Genomic DNA, 16,927 nt, shown 5'->3' with positions numbered 1-16,927 from the left:
ACGATCGCCAGCGTTGATCCGCCTTCCAATGGCACCGCAGGTTCATCGAATGCCCATCATTTCCGCTGCCATTCCTGGCGAACTTTGGCCAGTCCCACCGAGCAGAGTTCGAACTCATCACTCAGGCGCTGGAACAGGCCGGCTTCTGTTCGATGCTCGTTGTCCGTCAGCTCGCTGGCCTTGTGGTAGGCCCGCTTCCCCTGCTCGCAGTAATCGAGGAGGGCGTCTTTGGCATTCCGCTTTTTCAGGTGGTCGACCGCTTCCGGGAACACGCCGACGTAGAAGAGCGTGAAGTCACCGATATGCCGGTGGAGCTCGCGTTGCGGGCGGTCGGTGCGGTGCCCCGCTTCGACGAGCATGTCGGCCACCTGCTGCAGGCGTTCTCCGTGAGAGTTGCGGATCCCGAAGATCGTGTCGACCCGTACGAAGCGCACCAGGAGGTCGCTGAGATAGTCGATGAGCGGGGGGTCGGCCACTCCCAGGTCGACCTGAAAGGTGTACTCCGTCAGCCCCGCAAAGAGCTGCTTCAGCGGTTCATCACCTGCCAGAACGTCAGCCATGATCGCGTCTCCTCGTCAGTGACATCGAGCGCTCACTCGAAGGTCCCTTGGGCGCGAAGGCGTGCAATAACGCCTCGAGCCGAATTCTCCAAGACGAGTTGCCTGATGTCTCTCAATTCTACGCGGCGCTCCGAGGGCGGTCGTCGGGCCATTCGATGACGAGTGACGCCGGCGGCCGGGGATCGCGGATTCCGCTTGACCCTTCTCCGGCGGGCGGCATAGACGGCGATCCTCCCTTTCCCCTGCCACGTCCCAGGTGCGATCCGATGAACCCACCCATTGCTCGCATTCCCGGCCCTGTCCGCCGGAATCGACGGCGGATCGGCCTCGCTGCGCTCCTCGCCGGAACGTCGCTTTCCCTCTCGATGCCGGCGGCCATGGCCACCGACCCCCTGGCCCTTATGCGCGCCGCAGGCATCGACAGCGAGGCCCTGGACGCCGCCCCGGCAACCGCGGGCACAGGACCTTCACTGGTGGAAAAACGAATCGAGCCACCGGCCGAATTTGCCGGTGAGGACGGAGTTCTCGCGCTGCTCGACGGCCGGGTCGTCTTCGGAAAGATCACGCCCGCGCCCGGCGGCTACCTGGTCAAGCGGACCGGCGCCCCGGATGAAATGATCCCGACGTTCCTGGTGCAGACCGCCTCCGATTCGCTGACGGGCTGCTATGAGAACCTGCGAGACGCCATTCGGACGCCCCGCCCCGATGACCACCTCGAACTGGCCCAGTGGTGCATCCGACAGCGTCTGCTCAACGAAGCGAAAACGGAACTGCTCGCTGTCCTCAAACTCGATCCCAACCGGCGCGAGGCCCGCGACCTGATGGTGAAACTGGAGGAGGCGACCAGTCCCCGTCCGCGGAATCGCCAGTCGGAAGCAGCCCCCGCTCGAACGGGAGACGGGTTCCTCGATTCGAGCGGCAGAACGACGGAGGGCCTGGGGCCCGAGAACACCTCGCTGTTCGTGCGGCGCATCCAGCCGATCCTCGTCAGCAAGTGCGGAAACGCAGCGTGTCATGGCGGCAACCTCGGGGGCGAGTTCCACGTCGCGAACATCCGTCGTGCCTCCTCCAGCGGCCGGATGACCACGCTCGAGAACCTGCGGCAGGTGATGTCGCTGGTCGATCATTCCAACCCGGCCGACACGCGTCTGCTCAGCGCCCTGTCGAGCCCTGCTCACGCCTCGGTCTTCGCGGGGACGGGTGGCGAAGTTCAGAGAGCCAAGATCGAGGAATGGATCGTCGGGGCGGCCGACGACATCGGACTGCGACCCGATGCCCCCGTGATCGCGGCGGGCGCCCCGGTCTGGACGCCAGAAACGATCGAGCTGGCGTCGGCGAAGCGGACGGTCCCGGCCGAGGGACCTTCTCGAGGGAACGACTCTGCGAGGTCCGTTCGGTCTCGCGAGGCGCCTCGCCTTCAAAGGGCGGAAACGCCGCCGATGCTGAAGAAGGTGTCGGACGACGCGTTGCTGGAAGAGACGATCCTGAAGCAGGAGCGGCCCGACCCGTTCGACCCCGAGGAATTCAACCGGATGGTGCACGCCCAGGTGGGGGACCGCCGGTGATCGCGAAGGTGCTCTTCAAGCGGTCTGAAGAGCCTGCGATCGTGAGGGAAAGCCCAAAAAAAGAAGAAATTCCGGGTCCGGAGCGTTGACGAGACGCTTGCGTGGCCAATCCGCGCAAAATAAAATGCGAGTGCCGCTGACTGGGGGCGTAGGCGCTCGCCCGGAAGAGACCTACGAGGCCAATCCCGGCTACACCCCCAGTCAAGCAACACTCGCTCGAGGGCGACTGTTATTTGCTGTGATTCGTTTCTGAGGCATCGGCTCCTGCGGAGTGCTCGCCGCAAGAACCAGTGCTTCACCTGAAGGCCTCACCAGCCTTCGTCTTTGAGGAAGTCAATCGGTCTCTGATCGTCGTCGTGCTCGCCGACGGTCATGGAAAACGTCCGCGCTCGGCGTTTGCCACGTTCTGGGAAATCCTTTGGATTGCGTGCCTGCAATCGAGAGGCCTGACCAGAAAAGAGGCTTTGGATTCGCGCTCAACCGAAGTCAATGAGACGCTGCACGCCCCCCCCAAAGAAGGGAGCGTGCAGCATCCTCGGGGGAGGCCGTTTGACTTCTTTTAATGTTCGCTGAATAACTGCTGCGAAAGGTTCGCATCGTGCGGTTTCGAGCCAAAGCTCGGTCTCGTCTTTGATGGCTTCCTTTCGACAAAAGACTTAAATGCATTCTGCATGCCACATCTCGCCCGTGGCTGCAGAATGCATTTTTCATTGGTGAAATGCAGGGTTTCAGCGAGATGCCCGCGCTCCGCCCCTCCCGGCAATGCTCGTGAATTGGGCAAGCGACCACAAAAAACTTGCAGACGCCCTTCGAGGTGACGGTCCGGCGATGTCCCGGGCCACCTGCACGTCGTTCCAGCCCTTCGAACGAGAAATCTTCGCACCCGCGGCCTTGGATGAGCCTCTGCCTTCAGGCGGATGGGCAAGACGATCTTCGGAACGAAGACCAACGACACATCCGGCCAGGTCGAGTCGGCCCAGCGCCCCTCCCCAAAAGAAAGAAGGCCGGGCGAACGCCGGCCTTCAACTTCTCATCGTCGATTTGTTGCTCGGGGTTATTCCGCGACCGTGACGCGATTCACGACCTTCCGGACGCCCGGTTCGAGTTGGACGAGCCGCTCCGCCTTCTTGCGGTCGCTCTCGCTGGCGACGTGACCATGAATCGTGGCGGTTCCCAGATTGTCGACCTCGACTGCCACTCCGGGAATGCGGCCCTGAGTGGCTGCGGATGAAATGTCGGCCCCCAGAGAGGCCTGGATGCTCGCCCCGGATCGTTCCGGAGGCGTAAAGGCAATCACCTGAACCGGGCGGATCGGCGTCGACTGGGCCCCATTGGCGGCTCCTCGAGCCTGGTTGCCCCGATTTCGCTGCGAGTTGCTATTCCGACTGAGCCCCCCGTTCAGGGAGGTCCTCCCGCGATTCGCCGCGCCGGCACCATTAGAGCCCGTCCCACTGGCGGCGGAATTCCGGTTCCCGACAAAGTTTCCGTTGTTCCCCGTGCCGGCCAGACCACCGCTCGTGGCGGCTCCGGACGCAAACCCCTGCTGGCTGCCGGCCGTGGCTCCCGTGAAGCCCGTCATTGCTCCCGAATTGCCGAACGAGCCGCCACCTGCGTTATTGCCCGCTCCGACGCCGTTGTTCAGCGTCCCGGACGAGGCGTTCACGCCGCGATTCCCGAACAGGCTCGAGGACTGGGCCTGGACGGCGGAGGGAACAGCGATCAGGGCGGCCGCAGCGATCAGCCAGGAATGACGGGTCATCGAAAATCTCCTTCGTAGGCTCGCGACAATCGATTGTCGCACTCGCAACTCCCGCGGACAAGGCGTTCCACCGACCGGGCGCAGGTCTGAGCCCGTCTCAGCCGCCAGCCAGCGATCACTTCGCCCCGACTGTGAACACCGTCACCTCCAGGAGAGTTCCGAGCGATTCCCGGGAATGTCCCCACAGGAAAGCCCCCCTGGCAGCCCGCAGCGTCATATTGCCCCCAACATGACGGCTGCGGGCTGCAGGTGTTTCGACGGTCCCCTCCCGCCTTCAGGCGGAAGGCTCGTTATCGTGACTGTTCCTCATAGTCCGCCTGGGAAACCCGACGCGGATCGTCCGGATCTGCCTCGTGCGCTGCCTGCTGCACCTGCCTGGTCGAGGCGGCGTCGAGCACCGCCTGCAGACGCTCGATCTCGGCCTGACGGGAGGGAACCGCAGCGTTCCTCGGCGAAGCCTTGAACACGGGCGGCGAGGCGGCGTCCGCCTGCATCTTCCGCATCAGCTCGTTGTACGCGGCCGAACTGGCCTCCGGATTCATCACTGCAGGGTTCTGAAACAGCAGCGATGACGACGTGAGCTTGCGGTCAATGGCGCTCGCCATCGCCGAGGCGCCCGACGTGCCCCGCAGGCTGATGGTTTCAGGATGCGAGAAGATCGGGCTCCCCGATCCGTCGGGGGTGAACTTCATGTGCAGCTGGCAATCCGCCTCGCGACCGCCCGATCGCGTATAGGGAATGAACAACTGATAGGTCATACCCAGGTTGGTCCGCCGCTGGAATCCGGCCCACTCATCGGCGGTGAACTCGAACGTCTGGAACGGCTTCGTCTGGTCAGCAAGCGTTCCGACGTTGTCGAACACATACACGCTGACGGCGCCTCGCACGAGGGCCGGCTTCTTGTGTCCCGCCGTCATGAACATCACCTGCCCGCAGAACCCGCGGCAGGGCTTGCCGTGTTCATCTCGTCCTTCACCCTGCTGCCAGATGCAGGAGAAGTCGACAACCGGATTCTCCGGACCGGCCACCGGAATGCTCCGCATGGCGGTAAAGTTCACGATCGATGCACACCCCGGCATCGCCAGGGCGACCGCCAGGAGGAACAGTCCGGCGCGCCGGACGCGGAAAGGCCGCGGCTGCTCATTCTGTTTCATGGGGGTGTCCAATTGAAGGTGTCCAATTGAAGGTGTCCGGTGATCGCAGTGGATGAGATTCGATTTCACGCCAACGACGTCGGCGCACTCGGGCTGCAGGGAATTCAGTGGGGCAGCGGACGACGGCCGAACGATTCGCCGTACTCGCCGCGGACCCGCCGGCTGTTCGTTCCCGGTTCGACCATCGGAACCGGAGGCTGCGGCACATAGTCGAGCTGCATGCTTGGAGTTCCGGCTCCGGCGGGCACCTGTCCGTCCGGAGTGATTGAGCCCGGAGGCAGATGGGTCGGCATGTTCGTTCCGGGGATCACCGGGACGCCTTCGGGCGGGCAGTCCGGAGTCCAGTCGGGACGGGGCACGCCGAAGAGCGGGCCGTGCATCGTTTCGACATCGGTCTCGAAGAAGTTCAGACGCTCGGCTTCCACCTGCTTGATGATTTCGGAATCGAGGTCGCGGCGGACGATCCGCGGCGTGAGGAAGATGATCAGTTCGGTCCGGTTGTTGACGTTCTGGTCGAACCGGAACGCGTGACCGATCACCGGCAGATCGCCCAGCCAGGGAACCTTGCGGGTGAGGTGGCGATCGGTGCTGGTGATCATTCCACCAACGACGATCGTCTGGCCGTCCGGAACTTTCACCGTGGTCTGGGCACGGCTCTGGTTGATGATAGGCGAATCAATCGTGCTGCCGTCGGCGTTCACGAACACCGGAACCGACTGGTCGGAAAGGGCACTGTTGTTGGCGATCAGTTCCATGATGATCTTCCCTTCCGGAGTGATCCGGGGGATGACCGACAAGATGATGCCGACGGGGGTATCGCCGATCTGCGGATACGCCTGCCCGAGCTGTGTGAAGGTCACACCCTGTGAGCGGGGGACGAGTTGGCCAACCGTGATCTCCGCAATCTGGTTGTCGACCGCAAGAATCGACGGGCGACTCAGCACCTGGGCGTTGCTGTTCGCTTCCAGCGCCCGGATCAACACGCTGACGGCATTCGAGCTGGCGGCGAGCACCAGTCCACCGAAGCCCGCTTCGCTGCTCGTCCGGCCCAGATTGAAGTTGCTCAGCCCCTGCCCTCCCACCTTGCTCGGATTGGCAGCGGCGATGTTGTTCCCGAGGGCGTTGTTGTTGAACAGGAAGCCGGGAAGTCCGGTGGTCGGGTTGCTGCGGTTGAACAGGATGTCGTCCTGGAAACCGAGTTCCACGCCGAACTCGCAGTTCCCCGTCAAAGTCACTTCCACCAGGATCGCCTGGATCATCACCTGATCCGGCTCGCGATCGAGCTGAGCGATGATGCGTTCCACGTCGTCCATGTACCGGGGGGTGGCGCTCACCAACAGGTTGTTTGTGGCCGGATCGGAGGCAACGAGGATTTCCTGCTGCAGGAGCTGGTTGGTCGTGGTCCGTTCCGGATCGAGCTGGGCCAGTTCGCGGATCTGCGCGAGGAAGTTCGTCAGGGCCAGTTCGACATCGGCCGCCGAGGTGTTCCGCAGGCGAATGACTTTCGTGGCCCGGCTCAGGGCGTTCTCGGAATCGAGTTTCGCCAGAATCGCTTCAACAAGGATCATCGCATCGGTGCCGCCGCTGGCGATGACGCTGTTGGTCCGCGCGTCGCCGGCAAACTGCACGGGTACGAGGCTACTGGACACGTCCTGGGCGCCCTGCAGGTTGATTCCCTGCTGAACTCCCCCCTGCTGCCCCGCGGCCTGGTTCGTCGAGCTGAACAGCTGCGTCAGCAGGTCCACCGCCGCCAGCGCATCCGCGTTGTACAGCTTGAACACCTTGAATTCCGAGATGCTCGGCGACTGGACGTCCAGCACGCGGATCAGCTCCGCGAGGAGCGGCATGCTGTTCTCCGGAGCACTCACGAGCAGGCTGTTCGTCCGCGGTTCGGCGATGACTCGGACATCCGACAGCAGGCCCGACTTGATCAGCCGCTCATCGTTGCCGTCGCTCGACAGGAACTCGAGCACGATCGCCTTCGAGTCGCGAAGCTGCTGCGGACCTTGAGTGGTTCCGCCTGCGGCCTGCTGCCCCACCTGCCCCTGCCCCTGCGTCGTCTGCTGGATGGGCGGGTTCAGGACGGTCTGGATGGCGGTGGACAGGAACGTGGCCAGTTCCTGGGCGACCGCAAACTGAAGCTGGAACCGCTGCTGGCGAACCACCGACGCGGCCTGATCGCGATCGAGCTTTTTCACGAGGTCGTCGATCGTCCGCATGTCGCGCGGGCGGGCCATTACGACAACCGAGTTGGTCCGGATGTCCGCCACGACCAACGCCGAGGGGGAGAGGTTCTCAGCCCCCGAGGGGAACAGTGTTTCGATATGTTCGACGACCTGCGAAGCCACGGCCGACTTCAGCCCGAACACCTGCATCTGCATTTCGGGCGACACGGGGACGTCGAGCTTCTTCACGACGTCGAGCGCCGCATCGAACTGCGTCTGCGGCGAGAGCAGCAGTACGGCGTTCGGCGTGTTGACCGCGATCGCCGTCACCTGCTTCTGATTGTTCGTGCTGCCGTTCCGGTTGCGCAACGTCGCCAGGTCGGTGTAGATCTGGTTGACGATCACCGCGAGCTGCCGCGCGTCAGCATGGTCGAGGAGGACAAGATTGACCTCGGGAAGGCTTCCCGCGGCCGCCGATTCAATCGCGCGGATCATCCGCGTGACGGCGTCCACATCCTTCTTGGCTCCGCGAAGGATGATGCTCCCTTCGTAGACCTCGATGATCACGTTGCTCTGCACGGCGTCGATCACGTCGGGATCGACCGGATCGTTCGGATCCACAACCGGAGGAGCGGACGGCGCATCGCCACGGGTGGCGTTCCCGGCTCCCACAGCGCCCTGCTGGAACTGCGCCAGCTGTTTGACGACGGGACGGATCCGCGTGGCGATCTCCGCCGCCGGTTCGTCGCCGGGAATCAGCCGGACCGCCTGCGAGGCATTGCTCGCGGCCAGGCCGTCCAGCCGCGTCAGCAGCTTCACCATCCGTCCGGTGATTTCCGAACCACCGTGGATCGTGATGCGATCGTTGTCGACGTCGAGTTCGAGGGCGAAAAGCTGCTCGCCCCGTTCACCCGTTTCCTCATCGGTCGGCGCGAAAACGGCAAAGCCCGGCAGACCCGTCGGGCCCACGTCCATCATCTCTTTGCGCGAATCGAACGCTTTCAACAGCTGCTTCGAGAGATCGAGAGCGCTGCGGTTCATCGGCTCGAACGACTGCGATGTCGGGACGGCTGCCACCGGCTCGGCGGCAACCGGGGCCGCCTGGGGTTGCTGATCGATCGCCGGCTGTGCAGCAGCGTCGCCCTCCTGTTCGAAGCTGGCCCGCTGGATGCCGCCGCGCGAGGCCATGCCCTGAGCCGAGGCCCGGGCGACTCCCGAGTCATGGCCTGCCTGCAGCGGACGCGGCGCAGGATCGGCAGCGGCCTGCAGCGGACGCTGGTATTCCATCCGCTGACGCTGAACGTGGATTACCGTCAGGAATTCGTTCTTCTCGAGGATCCGGTAGCCGAGCGGTTCGAGGTCGCGATTCAGGATCTGGATCGCCTCGGTGCGGGTGTAAAGTCCGCGCCAGTCCTGCCGCGAGAAACGCCCGGGAGGCTCATCCATCATCACCAGTTGGGAGTTGCTGGAAGCGGCGACGTCCTCGAGCACTTTCTTCCAGTCGGCCGACAGGTAATTCAGTTTGACAGAGGTTTCGTGTCCGCCCTTGCCTTCGCCATCGTCGGTGGAAATCCCCTTCTCGGAGACCGGCTGAATCGTCATCGGGCGCCCCGCTGGCACGGTCGCCCGGGCGCTCTCACCGGAGGCGGTCTTCCCCTTCAGCGGGCTCCACAACTGGCGCGGCTGGGGGCTGCGATCGGCTGCAACCAGATGGACGGGAAGCGAGACGGCCACGCCGGCGCAGGTCGACACGCAGGCCGAGGCGACGACAAGCCGACGGATGGTTTCCAGGCGGGTCAGCATCCGATTCCAAACCTGTAACGAGGGGACAAACTCCGCGCGTCGTGAGCGGCAGAAAGTGCGCGTAGGGCGCACCAGCAGCCGGCACAACCGGTATCATCGTCAAGGTTTGCCTGTCTTATTGAGGCGCATCAGCTCCAGGCGCGGAAAGAAACCGCGCCGATGCCTCTCCCGGGACTTCAGGTCGCTGCGTTGGGACGCCCGCGCAATCCGCGGGACTCAGAGGCCCGCATCGACTCTCGCCCGCAAGCCGAAGGGGATCTGAACCTGCAGAGCCGGAGCTTCCCGCTTCGATCCCCGCTCCTTCAGTGGCTGACTTCCTTGAGCAGCCTCACAGTCGCTTCGATCGCCGGCTGTGAAATCGTGTGCGGACCGTTGAACGGAAGAAACTCCACTTCCAGTCCTGCATCGACGAGCGCGTCCCGCAGCCATTCCGCAGCGGCAAAGGGAAGAATCTGGTCCTGCCGGCCATGCGACTGGACCACTCGCAGCCCCTTGCGGCGCGGCATCAGTGGCTTCCATTCGTTTTCGCACAGAAGCGTGCCCGACCAGACCACCAGTCCGCCCGGTGACTCGGGAAGCCGGAGCGTCACATCCGTGGCCAGCATCGAACCCTGCGAGAATCCGCCCAGAACAATCCGGTCGAGCGACCAGCCGGTCGCCCCGCGGACGTCATCAATCAGGTCGAACAGGTGCTGCCTCGCGGCGGGCAGCAGCTCCGGAAGATCGGCCCGCAGATCGCGGAAGTCGCCGAGCATCATCGCCCGCTGCAGTTTGGCCATGTCGATCGGCCACCAGGCGCGGCCGCCATAATCCCGCATCTCAGCGGGCTCGAGCGGCGCGGCCGGGAAAATGAACTTCACGCTCTCCCCCAGAGATGGATCGCGATCGACCAGTTCCTCGGCGATCGGAACCAGGTCTTCGCCCGTCGCCCCGAAACCGTGCATCACGATCATCGCCAGCGTCTGGCGGGACGTGTCGTCGCTTTCGGCCACCACGCAATCGAGGCCGCCCATGTTCTGTCGGTGAAAGTTCAGCATGGCCGTATCGTAGGGTCGACGACGCACGATGCCACCGCGCTCGCACGACGGGTGGCCCCTGTTAAAGTTGCCGGCATGCGCCTGCTCATCACTGCCGGTCCCACCCGCGAATACCTCGACGACGTCCGCTACCTCTCCAATGCCAGCAGCGGACGGATGGGGTACGCCGTCGCCGAAGCCGCCACCGCCCTCGGATGGCAGGTCGTGCTCGTCAGCGGTCCCGTCGAGATCCCGGCGCCGGCCGGCAGCGAATTCCATCCGGTGACCACCACCGCCGACATGCGCGACGCCTGCCTGAAGCTCTTCCCCGGCTGCGACGGCGTGATCGCGACTGCGGCCGTCTGCGACTACAAGCCGAAAGAACGCGTTGCCGGCAAGCTCTCCAAGACCGGCGGCCCCATCACGATCGAGATGATCGAGACTGACGACGTCCTCGCCGAACTGGGCCGGCTGAAGGGGGACCGCTTCGTCGTCGGTTTCGCCCTGGAGGCACAGAATCCTCGCGAGAACGCCCTTCAGAAGCTCCGCCGCAAGCAATGCGACTGGATCGTCCTGAACGATCCCTCTGCCATCGGATCGGATACGAACAGCGTCGAACTGATTGCCGAGGACGGAACGACGGCGGCTCATTGGGCCGGCGACAAACGGGACGTCGCGCGGAGCCTGGTCGACTGGGTCGCCGCGAACACCGGCAAGTCGTAGGACCTCACGCCGGCACGACGCAGCAGACCGTCCAGTGCCGGTCGCTCGTCCGCTGAACCGCATCAGCCGGCAGGCCGACCGCCTGAAGCAGCCCGGAGACTTCTTTCACTGTCAGAGCGGCTTGAAGTGAATCGGCAAACAACTGCCGCTGCCGGTCGCTCGCCTCGCCCGCATACGTCCGCACCAGGGCACCAAGTTCGTCCATTGTCTCCGGACGGAGCAGGTCGCGGACAAACAGCAGTCCGCCAGCGCGACACGCTCCGCGCATCGCCGTGAATACCGACAGCGGCTCCGGGATGTGGTGGACAATGCTGTTCGAGAGGACCGCGTCAAACGTCCCAGTCGCCTGGGCGAGGTCCTTGGCATCAGCCTTGAGCAGCGTAATCCGCCCGGCGAGGCCGGCCCGCTCGACGTTGCGACGCCCGAGTTTCAGCATCTCCTCGGCCAGATCGATCGCGGTGATCGCCAGGCGGGAGCTTCGACGCCCGATCTCGAGCGGAATCAGCGCGGTCCCGGTCCCGACGTCCAGAACCCGCGACTCAACGGGAAGGCCGGCCTGCTCGAGCGCCTGCAGAAAATCGGTCGCGAAGCACGCGTTCACCTCCCCGTGATCCATCGCGTCGTATTCCAGAGCCTCCTCGGCCGAATCCATGACTTCGGCTTCCAGGATTCGTGCGATCATTTTTCAGGTCTCGTTGCATTCAGGGATCGAATTCCGCCAGCATCACGATCAACGGCATCGTATGCAGTGAACCGACCTGATGTCCGCCGAGAAGCCGGAGCCCGTCTTGGCCTCATGCCATCGATTCCGCCCCCGTCCCCACGCCCGCGCAGGGTCAATGTATCTCGAGGCATTGGTCGTCCTGTTCCTGGTGGCCACGTTCCTGGCCATCCTTCTGCCGCATTTTGGCCGGGCGCGTGCCGTCGCCCGCCGGACCCAGTGCCTCAACAACCTGAAAAACATCGCCCTCGCACTTCAGAACTATTCGGACGTTCATAACGTCTATCCCCCCGGGTACATCGTGCGCGCTGTCTCAGCGGACGACCCGGCGGTGGTCGAACAGGGTCCCGGCTGGGGATGGGGGACCATGTCCCTGCCTCACCTCGACCAGGGGCCAATGTATCGCACCTTCGATTTCCGCCTGGATCTTCCGGGCAATCCGACCGTGATCTCCTCCCTGCTCTGCCCGGACGCCCAAACCACCCCGTTTTCTGTCGCGAGCACCACGGCGGGGCTCGTCACGGTGAGCCCTTCCAGCTTCGTCGGCGTCGCAGGACTTGGCAGCCTGACGGACCAGCCCGGTCGTCCTTCCGGACCGGGCATGTTCTATCGCAACAGTTCCACCCGCATGGAAGAGGTGGAAGACGGGATCAGCAACACCTTGCTTGTCGGTGAACGCAAGTCGTCTTTCGAGAAACCCGATGGCCGGATCATCGACACCAGCTCCACCTGGATCGGCGCCGTCAGCGGGGCGTTCCGCGATCCCGGCTATGACGACGGCTCCTTCCTCGAAGGACCGGGATCACTCGTGCTGGGCATCGTCGGACAGAACCGGCCGGTTCCGTTGAAGATCCCACTCAACGGCTCGCCCCCCGGTCTCGGATTCTCCAGCCCTCACGAAGGGGGCGTCCATTTCTCCCGCGTCGACGGCTCGTGCTCGCTCCTGAGCAGCGAAATCGACGTCGACCTCTACATGCGTCTCGGCCAGCGCGCCGATGGCCAACCGGCCAGCTGGCCGTGAGCGCAGGTCACGGAGTGCGTGAGAGCGGGTACTCGCTGATCGCCAGGCCGAGCTGACGAGCCTCCTGCAGTCGTCGCCAGGCGCGGGTCACGAACTCCTCCCGTGCAGCCACGTCCGTCGGATCAAGCTCCGTCTTGGCAAACGGCCCTTCAACGACGACCGGTTCGAAGTCCGGGTCGACAATGAACTGGGCCACGACCGGATTGCATCGCAGATGACGCTCAGGGGTCGACATCAGCGCCCGGCCGTCCACTTCCCCCATCACAAAACGGAGATAGAGGTCACTGATCGTGATGTCCTCGACTTCGTCGCCGCACACCTCGCACAGGTATCCCCGTTCACATCGCGCCACAACTGCTCTCCAATTCCCCGACCAGGTTCCATCTGTACCGATTGTATCGACATGGAGAGTTTCAGAACCGGCCCGCGACAGGCTGTCGCCGGCAGAATCGCCAGACCTCCCCGCCTGGAAACGTAGAGTTGCGGTCCCCGTTCGAGAATCGCCCCCGTTCCAGCCTGTCTCATGACCGTCGTTGAAATCGTCTTCTGGGCCAGCGTCGTCCTGCTCGCGTACATCTACGCCGGCTATCCGCTGCTGGTCTGGATGCTCGCCCGGTTTCGCGGCCGTCCCGTCAGCAGAGGGGCCTTCGAAGGAACCATCTCGGTCATCCTCGTCGCGTACAACGAAGCCGGCCGCATGACGGCCCGGCTGGCGAACGTGCTGGCTTCCACGGCGGAACCGCAGGTTCTGGAAATCCTCATCGGCTCCGACGGCTCGACCGACGCCACCGCCGCGATCTCCTCCGCCTACCCCGACAGCCGGGTGTGCGGATTCGAGTTCACTGATCGGCGAGGCAAGCCAAGCGTCATCAATGATCTCGTCGCCCACGCTCGCGGCGACATCCTGCTCTTTCTGGATGCCCGGCAGGACCTGGGCCCGGACGCCGTGGCCCGGCTGCTCGAAAACTTCGCCGACCCGGCCGTCGGCGTCGTCTCCGGCGAACTCGTCTTCCGGCGCGACACAGCGTCCGGAACGGCCGCCGAGGGCGTCGGATTCTACTGGACCTACGAGAAGATGATCCGCACCGCCGAAGCCCGCTATCGCTCCGTTCCCGGAGCGACCGGCGCGTTCTATGCAATGCGGCGGGAACTGTTCCGTCCCATCCCGGCCCAGACGATCCTCGACGACGTCGTGATCCCGATGCAGGCCGTGGAGCGCGGCTATCGCTGCCTGCTCGAACGCGGCGCGGAAGCCTACGATCGCCCCTCCGTCTCCTCCTCGAAAGAATCCGTTCGCAAACGGCGGACGATCGCCGGCTGTGCCCAGTTGATCGTCGCCCAGCCCCGCTGGCTCCTCCCGTGGCGGAATCCCATCTGGTGGGAATTCTGCTCGCACAAGTTGCTGCGTCTGGCGTCGCCCGTGCTGCTGCTGGCGGCCGGAATCTCGAATCTGTGGCTGATGAGTCTGCCTCTGTACTCGGTGATGCTCTCGCTGCAGTTCGCGCTCTACGTGTCGGCGTTCGCCGGATGGATGAGCCAGCACCTCGGCAAACGCTCATCGCTGTTCGGGCCATCCCTGATGTTCGTCTCCCTGAACGCAACCACCCTGGCCGCCCTTTGGGATGCCCTCCTTGGCCGGTTTCATGCCACCTGGCGGAAAACCGCCTGAACATGCCTGATGCCGATCGCGCACGCTCGGCGCGCTTCGTGCTTCAATGTTCTCCCGTCTTACTCAGTCACAGGAGAACGAAGATGTCAGGCCATCAGGAAAATCAGATCCCCAGTTCTGGAATTCCCGGAAGCCAGCAGGACGCCAAGCGTCGGCTTGGTAACTTCGAAGGGGCCGGAGAACACGCCCGCCAGGGGGGCAGAACTTCGGGAATCGTTGGTCAAACGAAGCAGAAGAACAGCACCGATAAAGGGCAGGCCAAGAAGTAGTCGTCCGCGGCAAGAAGTCTTCCGACCAATCTGCCATAGTGATCCCTGCACACGACCGTTCTGCGCTCAGAGCGACCACATTGGACGGTTACTTGCCGCCAATACGGAAGCTCCGCCGCGCGTCCGCGTCGTGTGCGATGTTAAACTGGACCTCGGCGCATCTCGACGCGGTGCGCAGTGCTCCTCCTGCGCTCCCACTCACTCCCATTGAGAAAGTTCGATCGTTGCGGGCCGATTCCGTGAAGTCAGAGGCGATTCCATCGGCGCGGGTCTGGGCCCCGGGAGCACGAGACGTCCAGATCATCGTCGACGGCGACCGGCGCGGGATGCAGGCGGATTCGCAGGGCTGGTGGGTCGATTCCGGCCCCGGTCTCGGGCCTGGCAGTGACTATGCATTCGTGGTCGACGGGGAAGGCCCGTATCCCGATCCACGGTCGCAGTGGCAGCCGAACGGGCCGCATCGCGCGTCGCGCGTCGTCGACCATTCGGCGTTCCGCTGGACCGATACCCGCTGGCAGGCCCCACCTCTCTCTTCGGCGATCATCTACGAACTGCACATCGGCACGTTCACACCCGGCGGAACCTTCGATGCCGCCATCGAGCGGCTCGATCACCTGGTCGAACTCGGAGTCACGCACGTCGAAGTCATGCCGGTTGCGGAGTTCCAGGGGGACTACGGCTGGGGCTACGACGGCGTGTCGCTCTATGCTCCTCATCAGACCTACGGCGGTCCCGATGGATTCAAACGGTTCATCGACGCCTGCCACGCCAGGGGTCTCGCGGTCCTTCTGGACGTCGTCTACAACCACCTCGGCCCGTCGGGAAACTATCTCCCCAAGTTTGGCCCCTATTTCACGACCCAGCATCACACCCCCTGGGGCGCAGCTCTGAACTTTGACGGGCCGCGGTGCGTCGAAGTCCGCCGGTTTGTCATCGACAACGCACTGATGTGGCTCCGCGACTACCACCTCGACGGACTCCGCATCGACGCCGTTCACGCAATCGTCGATCTCTCGGCCGTGCACCTGCTGGAAGAACTGACCTGCGAAGTCGATTCACTTCAGGCGCAGCTCGGTCGTCACTTCGTGCTGATCGCCGAAAGCGATCTCAATGATCCGCGGATCGTGCGTCCGACCGAGATCGGAGGCTTCGGGCTCGACGCCCAGTGGTGCGACGACATCCACCACGCGCTGCATTCCGTGCTCACCGGCGAGCGGGAAGGCTACTACGCCGACTTCGGCTCGCTCGATGATCTCGCGACCGCCATGAGACAGCCCTACGTCTACGCGGGACGGCATTCCTCCGTCCGCGAGCGCATTCACGGCCGGGCGCCCGAGGGACTGAGCGCCTCCCGATTTGTTGCCTTCCTCCAGAATCACGACCAGCTTGGAAACCGCGCCCGCGGAGAACGCATTGGCCATCTGGTCGGCGATGACCGGTCCAGGATCGGCGCGGCGCTGATCCTTCTGTCTCCCTATGTGCCGATGCTGTTCCAGGGCGAGGAATGGGCCGCCTCCTCACCGTTCCAGTACTTCGTCGACTTCCATGACGAACCGCATCTGGCGGAAGCAGTGAAGAACGGACGGGCGCGCGAATTCGGCTCATTCGGATGGAAGCCCGATGAAGTCCCGGACCCCACGGCACCCACAACGCTCGCCGACTCCAGACTGAAATGGGAGGAACTGGACCAGCCAAAGCATGCCGGCATGCTGGAGTGGTACCGGGCGCTGATCCAGCTGCGGCGCGCCGAGCCGGCGTTCACCTCCGGGCGGCTCGACCTCGTCGATGTCCGGCACGACGCTCAGAACTCATGGCTCGTCGTAAACCGCAACGGCGTCCTGGTCGTCTGCAACTTCGCGTCCGAAGAACGTTCGATTCCACTGGGCGGCCCAGCCCGTCCCGTTCTCCTCGCGTCCCGTCCGGGAATGCGGTTTCAGGACGGGGCAGTGGTGCTTCCGGCTGAGAGTGTTGCTGTCCTGGGACGACCATCGACCACCGCGAGATGAAAGCCCGATCCCATGCCCAGCCAGCGATTTCACGGAGCTGACATCACCGACCAGCATCGCGAACTGCTCGGCGCGGCCGAGGAAATCTGGTTTGTCGATCCGCACCACGGAACGGGCCAGGACGCCAGGCACCCGTGGATGGAACTGGTCGTCAGCGTTCCACCGCCGATCCCCGATGTGGTCGATCCGTCCGCGGCACAGACAGACCCGGCGATCATCGAGATCGAGGTCGATTCCACCAACCATCACGAGTTGAATCAGCTCCGTGAGCGGGTCAACAGGCTCTGCGGCCGACCGGCCATCACGCCGCCCCACGCTACTGGTTCCCCCTGAGAACGTCTCCGCAAACCAGACAGCCTGGCTTCAACCGCGTTTCCATCTCGGTTCTCCCGGAAGTTCATCCGTGACCGGGAAGACGATCCCGCTGGCCGAAGGCTCGACGGCGGTATGGCAATTCGGCAGTGTATTCGGGATCGGCCTGCAATCGGACGCGAAC

15 protein-coding genes are annotated in these 16,927 nt (G+C 64.1%); 8 read left to right on the top strand and 7 right to left on the bottom strand.

All coding sequences use genetic code 11. The annotated features are described in order from the left end of the window. Positions 1-56: 56 nt before the first annotated feature. Positions 57-560 (bottom strand): hypothetical protein, encoded by a 504-nt coding sequence (locus Pan44_RS04765; protein WP_145027777.1) that lies wholly within the window; start codon positions 558-560, stop codon positions 57-59. Positions 561-826: 266 nt separating this feature from the next. Between Pan44_RS04765 and Pan44_RS04760 the strand changes: the two genes are divergently transcribed. Then, on the top strand, positions 827-2,125 hold the full coding sequence (locus Pan44_RS04760; protein WP_145027775.1) for a hypothetical protein: 1,299 nt from the start codon (positions 827-829) through the stop codon (positions 2,123-2,125). Positions 2,126-2,415: 290 nt separating this feature from the next. Then, positions 2,416-2,688, top strand: coding sequence for a hypothetical protein (locus tag Pan44_RS04755; RefSeq protein WP_145027773.1), 273 nt, complete (start codon positions 2,416-2,418; stop codon positions 2,686-2,688). 491 nt (positions 2,689-3,179) lie between these two features. Here the strand turns inward: Pan44_RS04755 and Pan44_RS04750 are convergent, their stop codons facing one another. From Pan44_RS04750 to Pan44_RS04735, 4 genes are all read right to left on the bottom strand, one after another. Then, a complete protein-coding gene (locus Pan44_RS04750; RefSeq protein ID WP_145027771.1) occupies positions 3,180-3,884 on the bottom strand; it encodes a BON domain-containing protein in 705 nt (234 codons plus the stop codon). 290 nt (positions 3,885-4,174) lie between these two features. Continuing rightward, positions 4,175-5,038 (bottom strand): hypothetical protein, encoded by an 864-nt coding sequence (locus tag Pan44_RS04745; protein ID WP_145027769.1) that lies wholly within the window; start codon positions 5,036-5,038, stop codon positions 4,175-4,177. A gap of 104 nt (positions 5,039-5,142) precedes the next feature. Next, complete coding sequence (locus tag Pan44_RS04740; RefSeq protein WP_145027767.1) at positions 5,143-9,006, bottom strand: secretin N-terminal domain-containing protein; 3,864 nt, start codon at positions 9,004-9,006, stop codon at positions 5,143-5,145. A gap of 302 nt (positions 9,007-9,308) precedes the next feature. After that, positions 9,309-10,043: an alpha/beta hydrolase gene (locus Pan44_RS04735; protein WP_145027765.1), complete on the bottom strand. Its 735-nt coding sequence runs from the start codon at positions 10,041-10,043 to the stop codon at positions 9,309-9,311. A gap of 75 nt (positions 10,044-10,118) precedes the next feature. On the opposite strand from Pan44_RS04735, the gene Pan44_RS04730 reads away from it, so the two are divergent. Continuing rightward, positions 10,119-10,745 (top strand): phosphopantothenoylcysteine decarboxylase domain-containing protein, encoded by a 627-nt coding sequence (locus tag Pan44_RS04730; protein ID WP_145027763.1) that lies wholly within the window; start codon positions 10,119-10,121, stop codon positions 10,743-10,745. A 4-nt stretch (positions 10,746-10,749) separates the two neighbouring features. Here Pan44_RS04730 and Pan44_RS04725 read toward each other — a convergent pair whose 3' ends face one another. After that, entirely contained in the window at positions 10,750-11,427 is a 678-nt protein-coding gene (locus Pan44_RS04725) for a class I SAM-dependent methyltransferase (protein WP_145027762.1), read from the bottom strand. 157 nt (positions 11,428-11,584) lie between these two features. On the opposite strand from Pan44_RS04725, the gene Pan44_RS04720 reads away from it, so the two are divergent. Next, complete coding sequence (locus tag Pan44_RS04720) at positions 11,585-12,487, top strand: DUF1559 domain-containing protein (protein WP_197453851.1); 903 nt, start codon at positions 11,585-11,587, stop codon at positions 12,485-12,487. Between the two features lie 7 nt (positions 12,488-12,494). Here Pan44_RS04720 and Pan44_RS04715 read toward each other — a convergent pair whose 3' ends face one another. Next, positions 12,495-12,839, bottom strand: coding sequence for a hypothetical protein (locus Pan44_RS04715; protein WP_145027758.1), 345 nt, complete (start codon positions 12,837-12,839; stop codon positions 12,495-12,497). Positions 12,840-13,010: 171 nt separating this feature from the next. Here Pan44_RS04715 and Pan44_RS04710 point away from each other — a divergent pair, with 171 nt between their 5' ends. From Pan44_RS04710 to Pan44_RS04700, 4 genes are all read left to right on the top strand, one after another. Continuing rightward, a complete protein-coding gene (locus tag Pan44_RS04710; protein WP_145027756.1) occupies positions 13,011-14,156 on the top strand; it encodes a glycosyltransferase family 2 protein in 1,146 nt (381 codons plus the stop codon). Positions 14,157-14,239: 83 nt separating this feature from the next. After that, positions 14,240-14,425, top strand: coding sequence for a hypothetical protein (locus Pan44_RS27765; protein WP_231754226.1), 186 nt, complete (start codon positions 14,240-14,242; stop codon positions 14,423-14,425). Between the two features lie 137 nt (positions 14,426-14,562). Next, positions 14,563-16,431 carry a malto-oligosyltrehalose trehalohydrolase gene (gene treZ, locus Pan44_RS04705; protein ID WP_145027754.1) on the top strand — a complete coding sequence of 623 codons (1,869 nt, stop codon included), beginning with the start codon at positions 14,563-14,565 and terminating at the stop codon, positions 16,429-16,431. 12 nt (positions 16,432-16,443) lie between these two features. Beyond that, the gene (locus Pan44_RS04700; protein WP_145027752.1) at positions 16,444-16,764 is read left to right on the top strand and encodes a hypothetical protein; all 321 of its coding nucleotides are present in this window, start codon (positions 16,444-16,446) and stop codon (positions 16,762-16,764) included. Positions 16,765-16,927 lie beyond the last annotated feature (163 nt).

It is taken from the genome of Caulifigura coniformis (genome assembly GCF_007745175.1).
GTDB lineage: Bacteria > Planctomycetota > Planctomycetia > Planctomycetales > Planctomycetaceae > Caulifigura > Caulifigura coniformis.
Note: the sequence above shows the minus strand (reverse complement) of the source record. Positions and strands in the feature narration are given on the sequence as shown.

Coding starts and splice junctions, on each gene's coding strand:
- Pan44_RS04740 (WP_145027767.1), bottom strand. CDS start 9,006: ATGCTGACCCGCCTGGAAACCATCCGTCGGCTTGTCGTCGCCTCGGCC.
- Pan44_RS27765 (WP_231754226.1), top strand. CDS start 14,240: ATGTCAGGCCATCAGGAAAATCAGATCCCCAGTTCTGGAATTCCCGGA.
- Pan44_RS04720 (WP_197453851.1), top strand. CDS start 11,585: ATGTATCTCGAGGCATTGGTCGTCCTGTTCCTGGTGGCCACGTTCCTG.
- Pan44_RS04750 (WP_145027771.1), bottom strand. CDS start 3,884: ATGACCCGTCATTCCTGGCTGATCGCTGCGGCCGCCCTGATCGCTGTT.
- Pan44_RS04765 (WP_145027777.1), bottom strand. CDS start 560: ATGGCTGACGTTCTGGCAGGTGATGAACCGCTGAAGCAGCTCTTTGCG.
- Pan44_RS04725 (WP_145027762.1), bottom strand. CDS start 11,427: ATGATCGCACGAATCCTGGAAGCCGAAGTCATGGATTCGGCCGAGGAG.
- Pan44_RS04730 (WP_145027763.1), top strand. CDS start 10,119: ATGCGCCTGCTCATCACTGCCGGTCCCACCCGCGAATACCTCGACGAC.
- Pan44_RS04700 (WP_145027752.1), top strand. CDS start 16,444: ATGCCCAGCCAGCGATTTCACGGAGCTGACATCACCGACCAGCATCGC.
- treZ (WP_145027754.1), top strand. CDS start 14,563: ATGTTAAACTGGACCTCGGCGCATCTCGACGCGGTGCGCAGTGCTCCT.
- Pan44_RS04745 (WP_145027769.1), bottom strand. CDS start 5,038: ATGAAACAGAATGAGCAGCCGCGGCCTTTCCGCGTCCGGCGCGCCGGA.
- Pan44_RS04735 (WP_145027765.1), bottom strand. CDS start 10,043: ATGCTGAACTTTCACCGACAGAACATGGGCGGCCTCGATTGCGTGGTG.
- Pan44_RS04760 (WP_145027775.1), top strand. CDS start 827: ATGAACCCACCCATTGCTCGCATTCCCGGCCCTGTCCGCCGGAATCGA.
- Pan44_RS04710 (WP_145027756.1), top strand. CDS start 13,011: ATGACCGTCGTTGAAATCGTCTTCTGGGCCAGCGTCGTCCTGCTCGCG.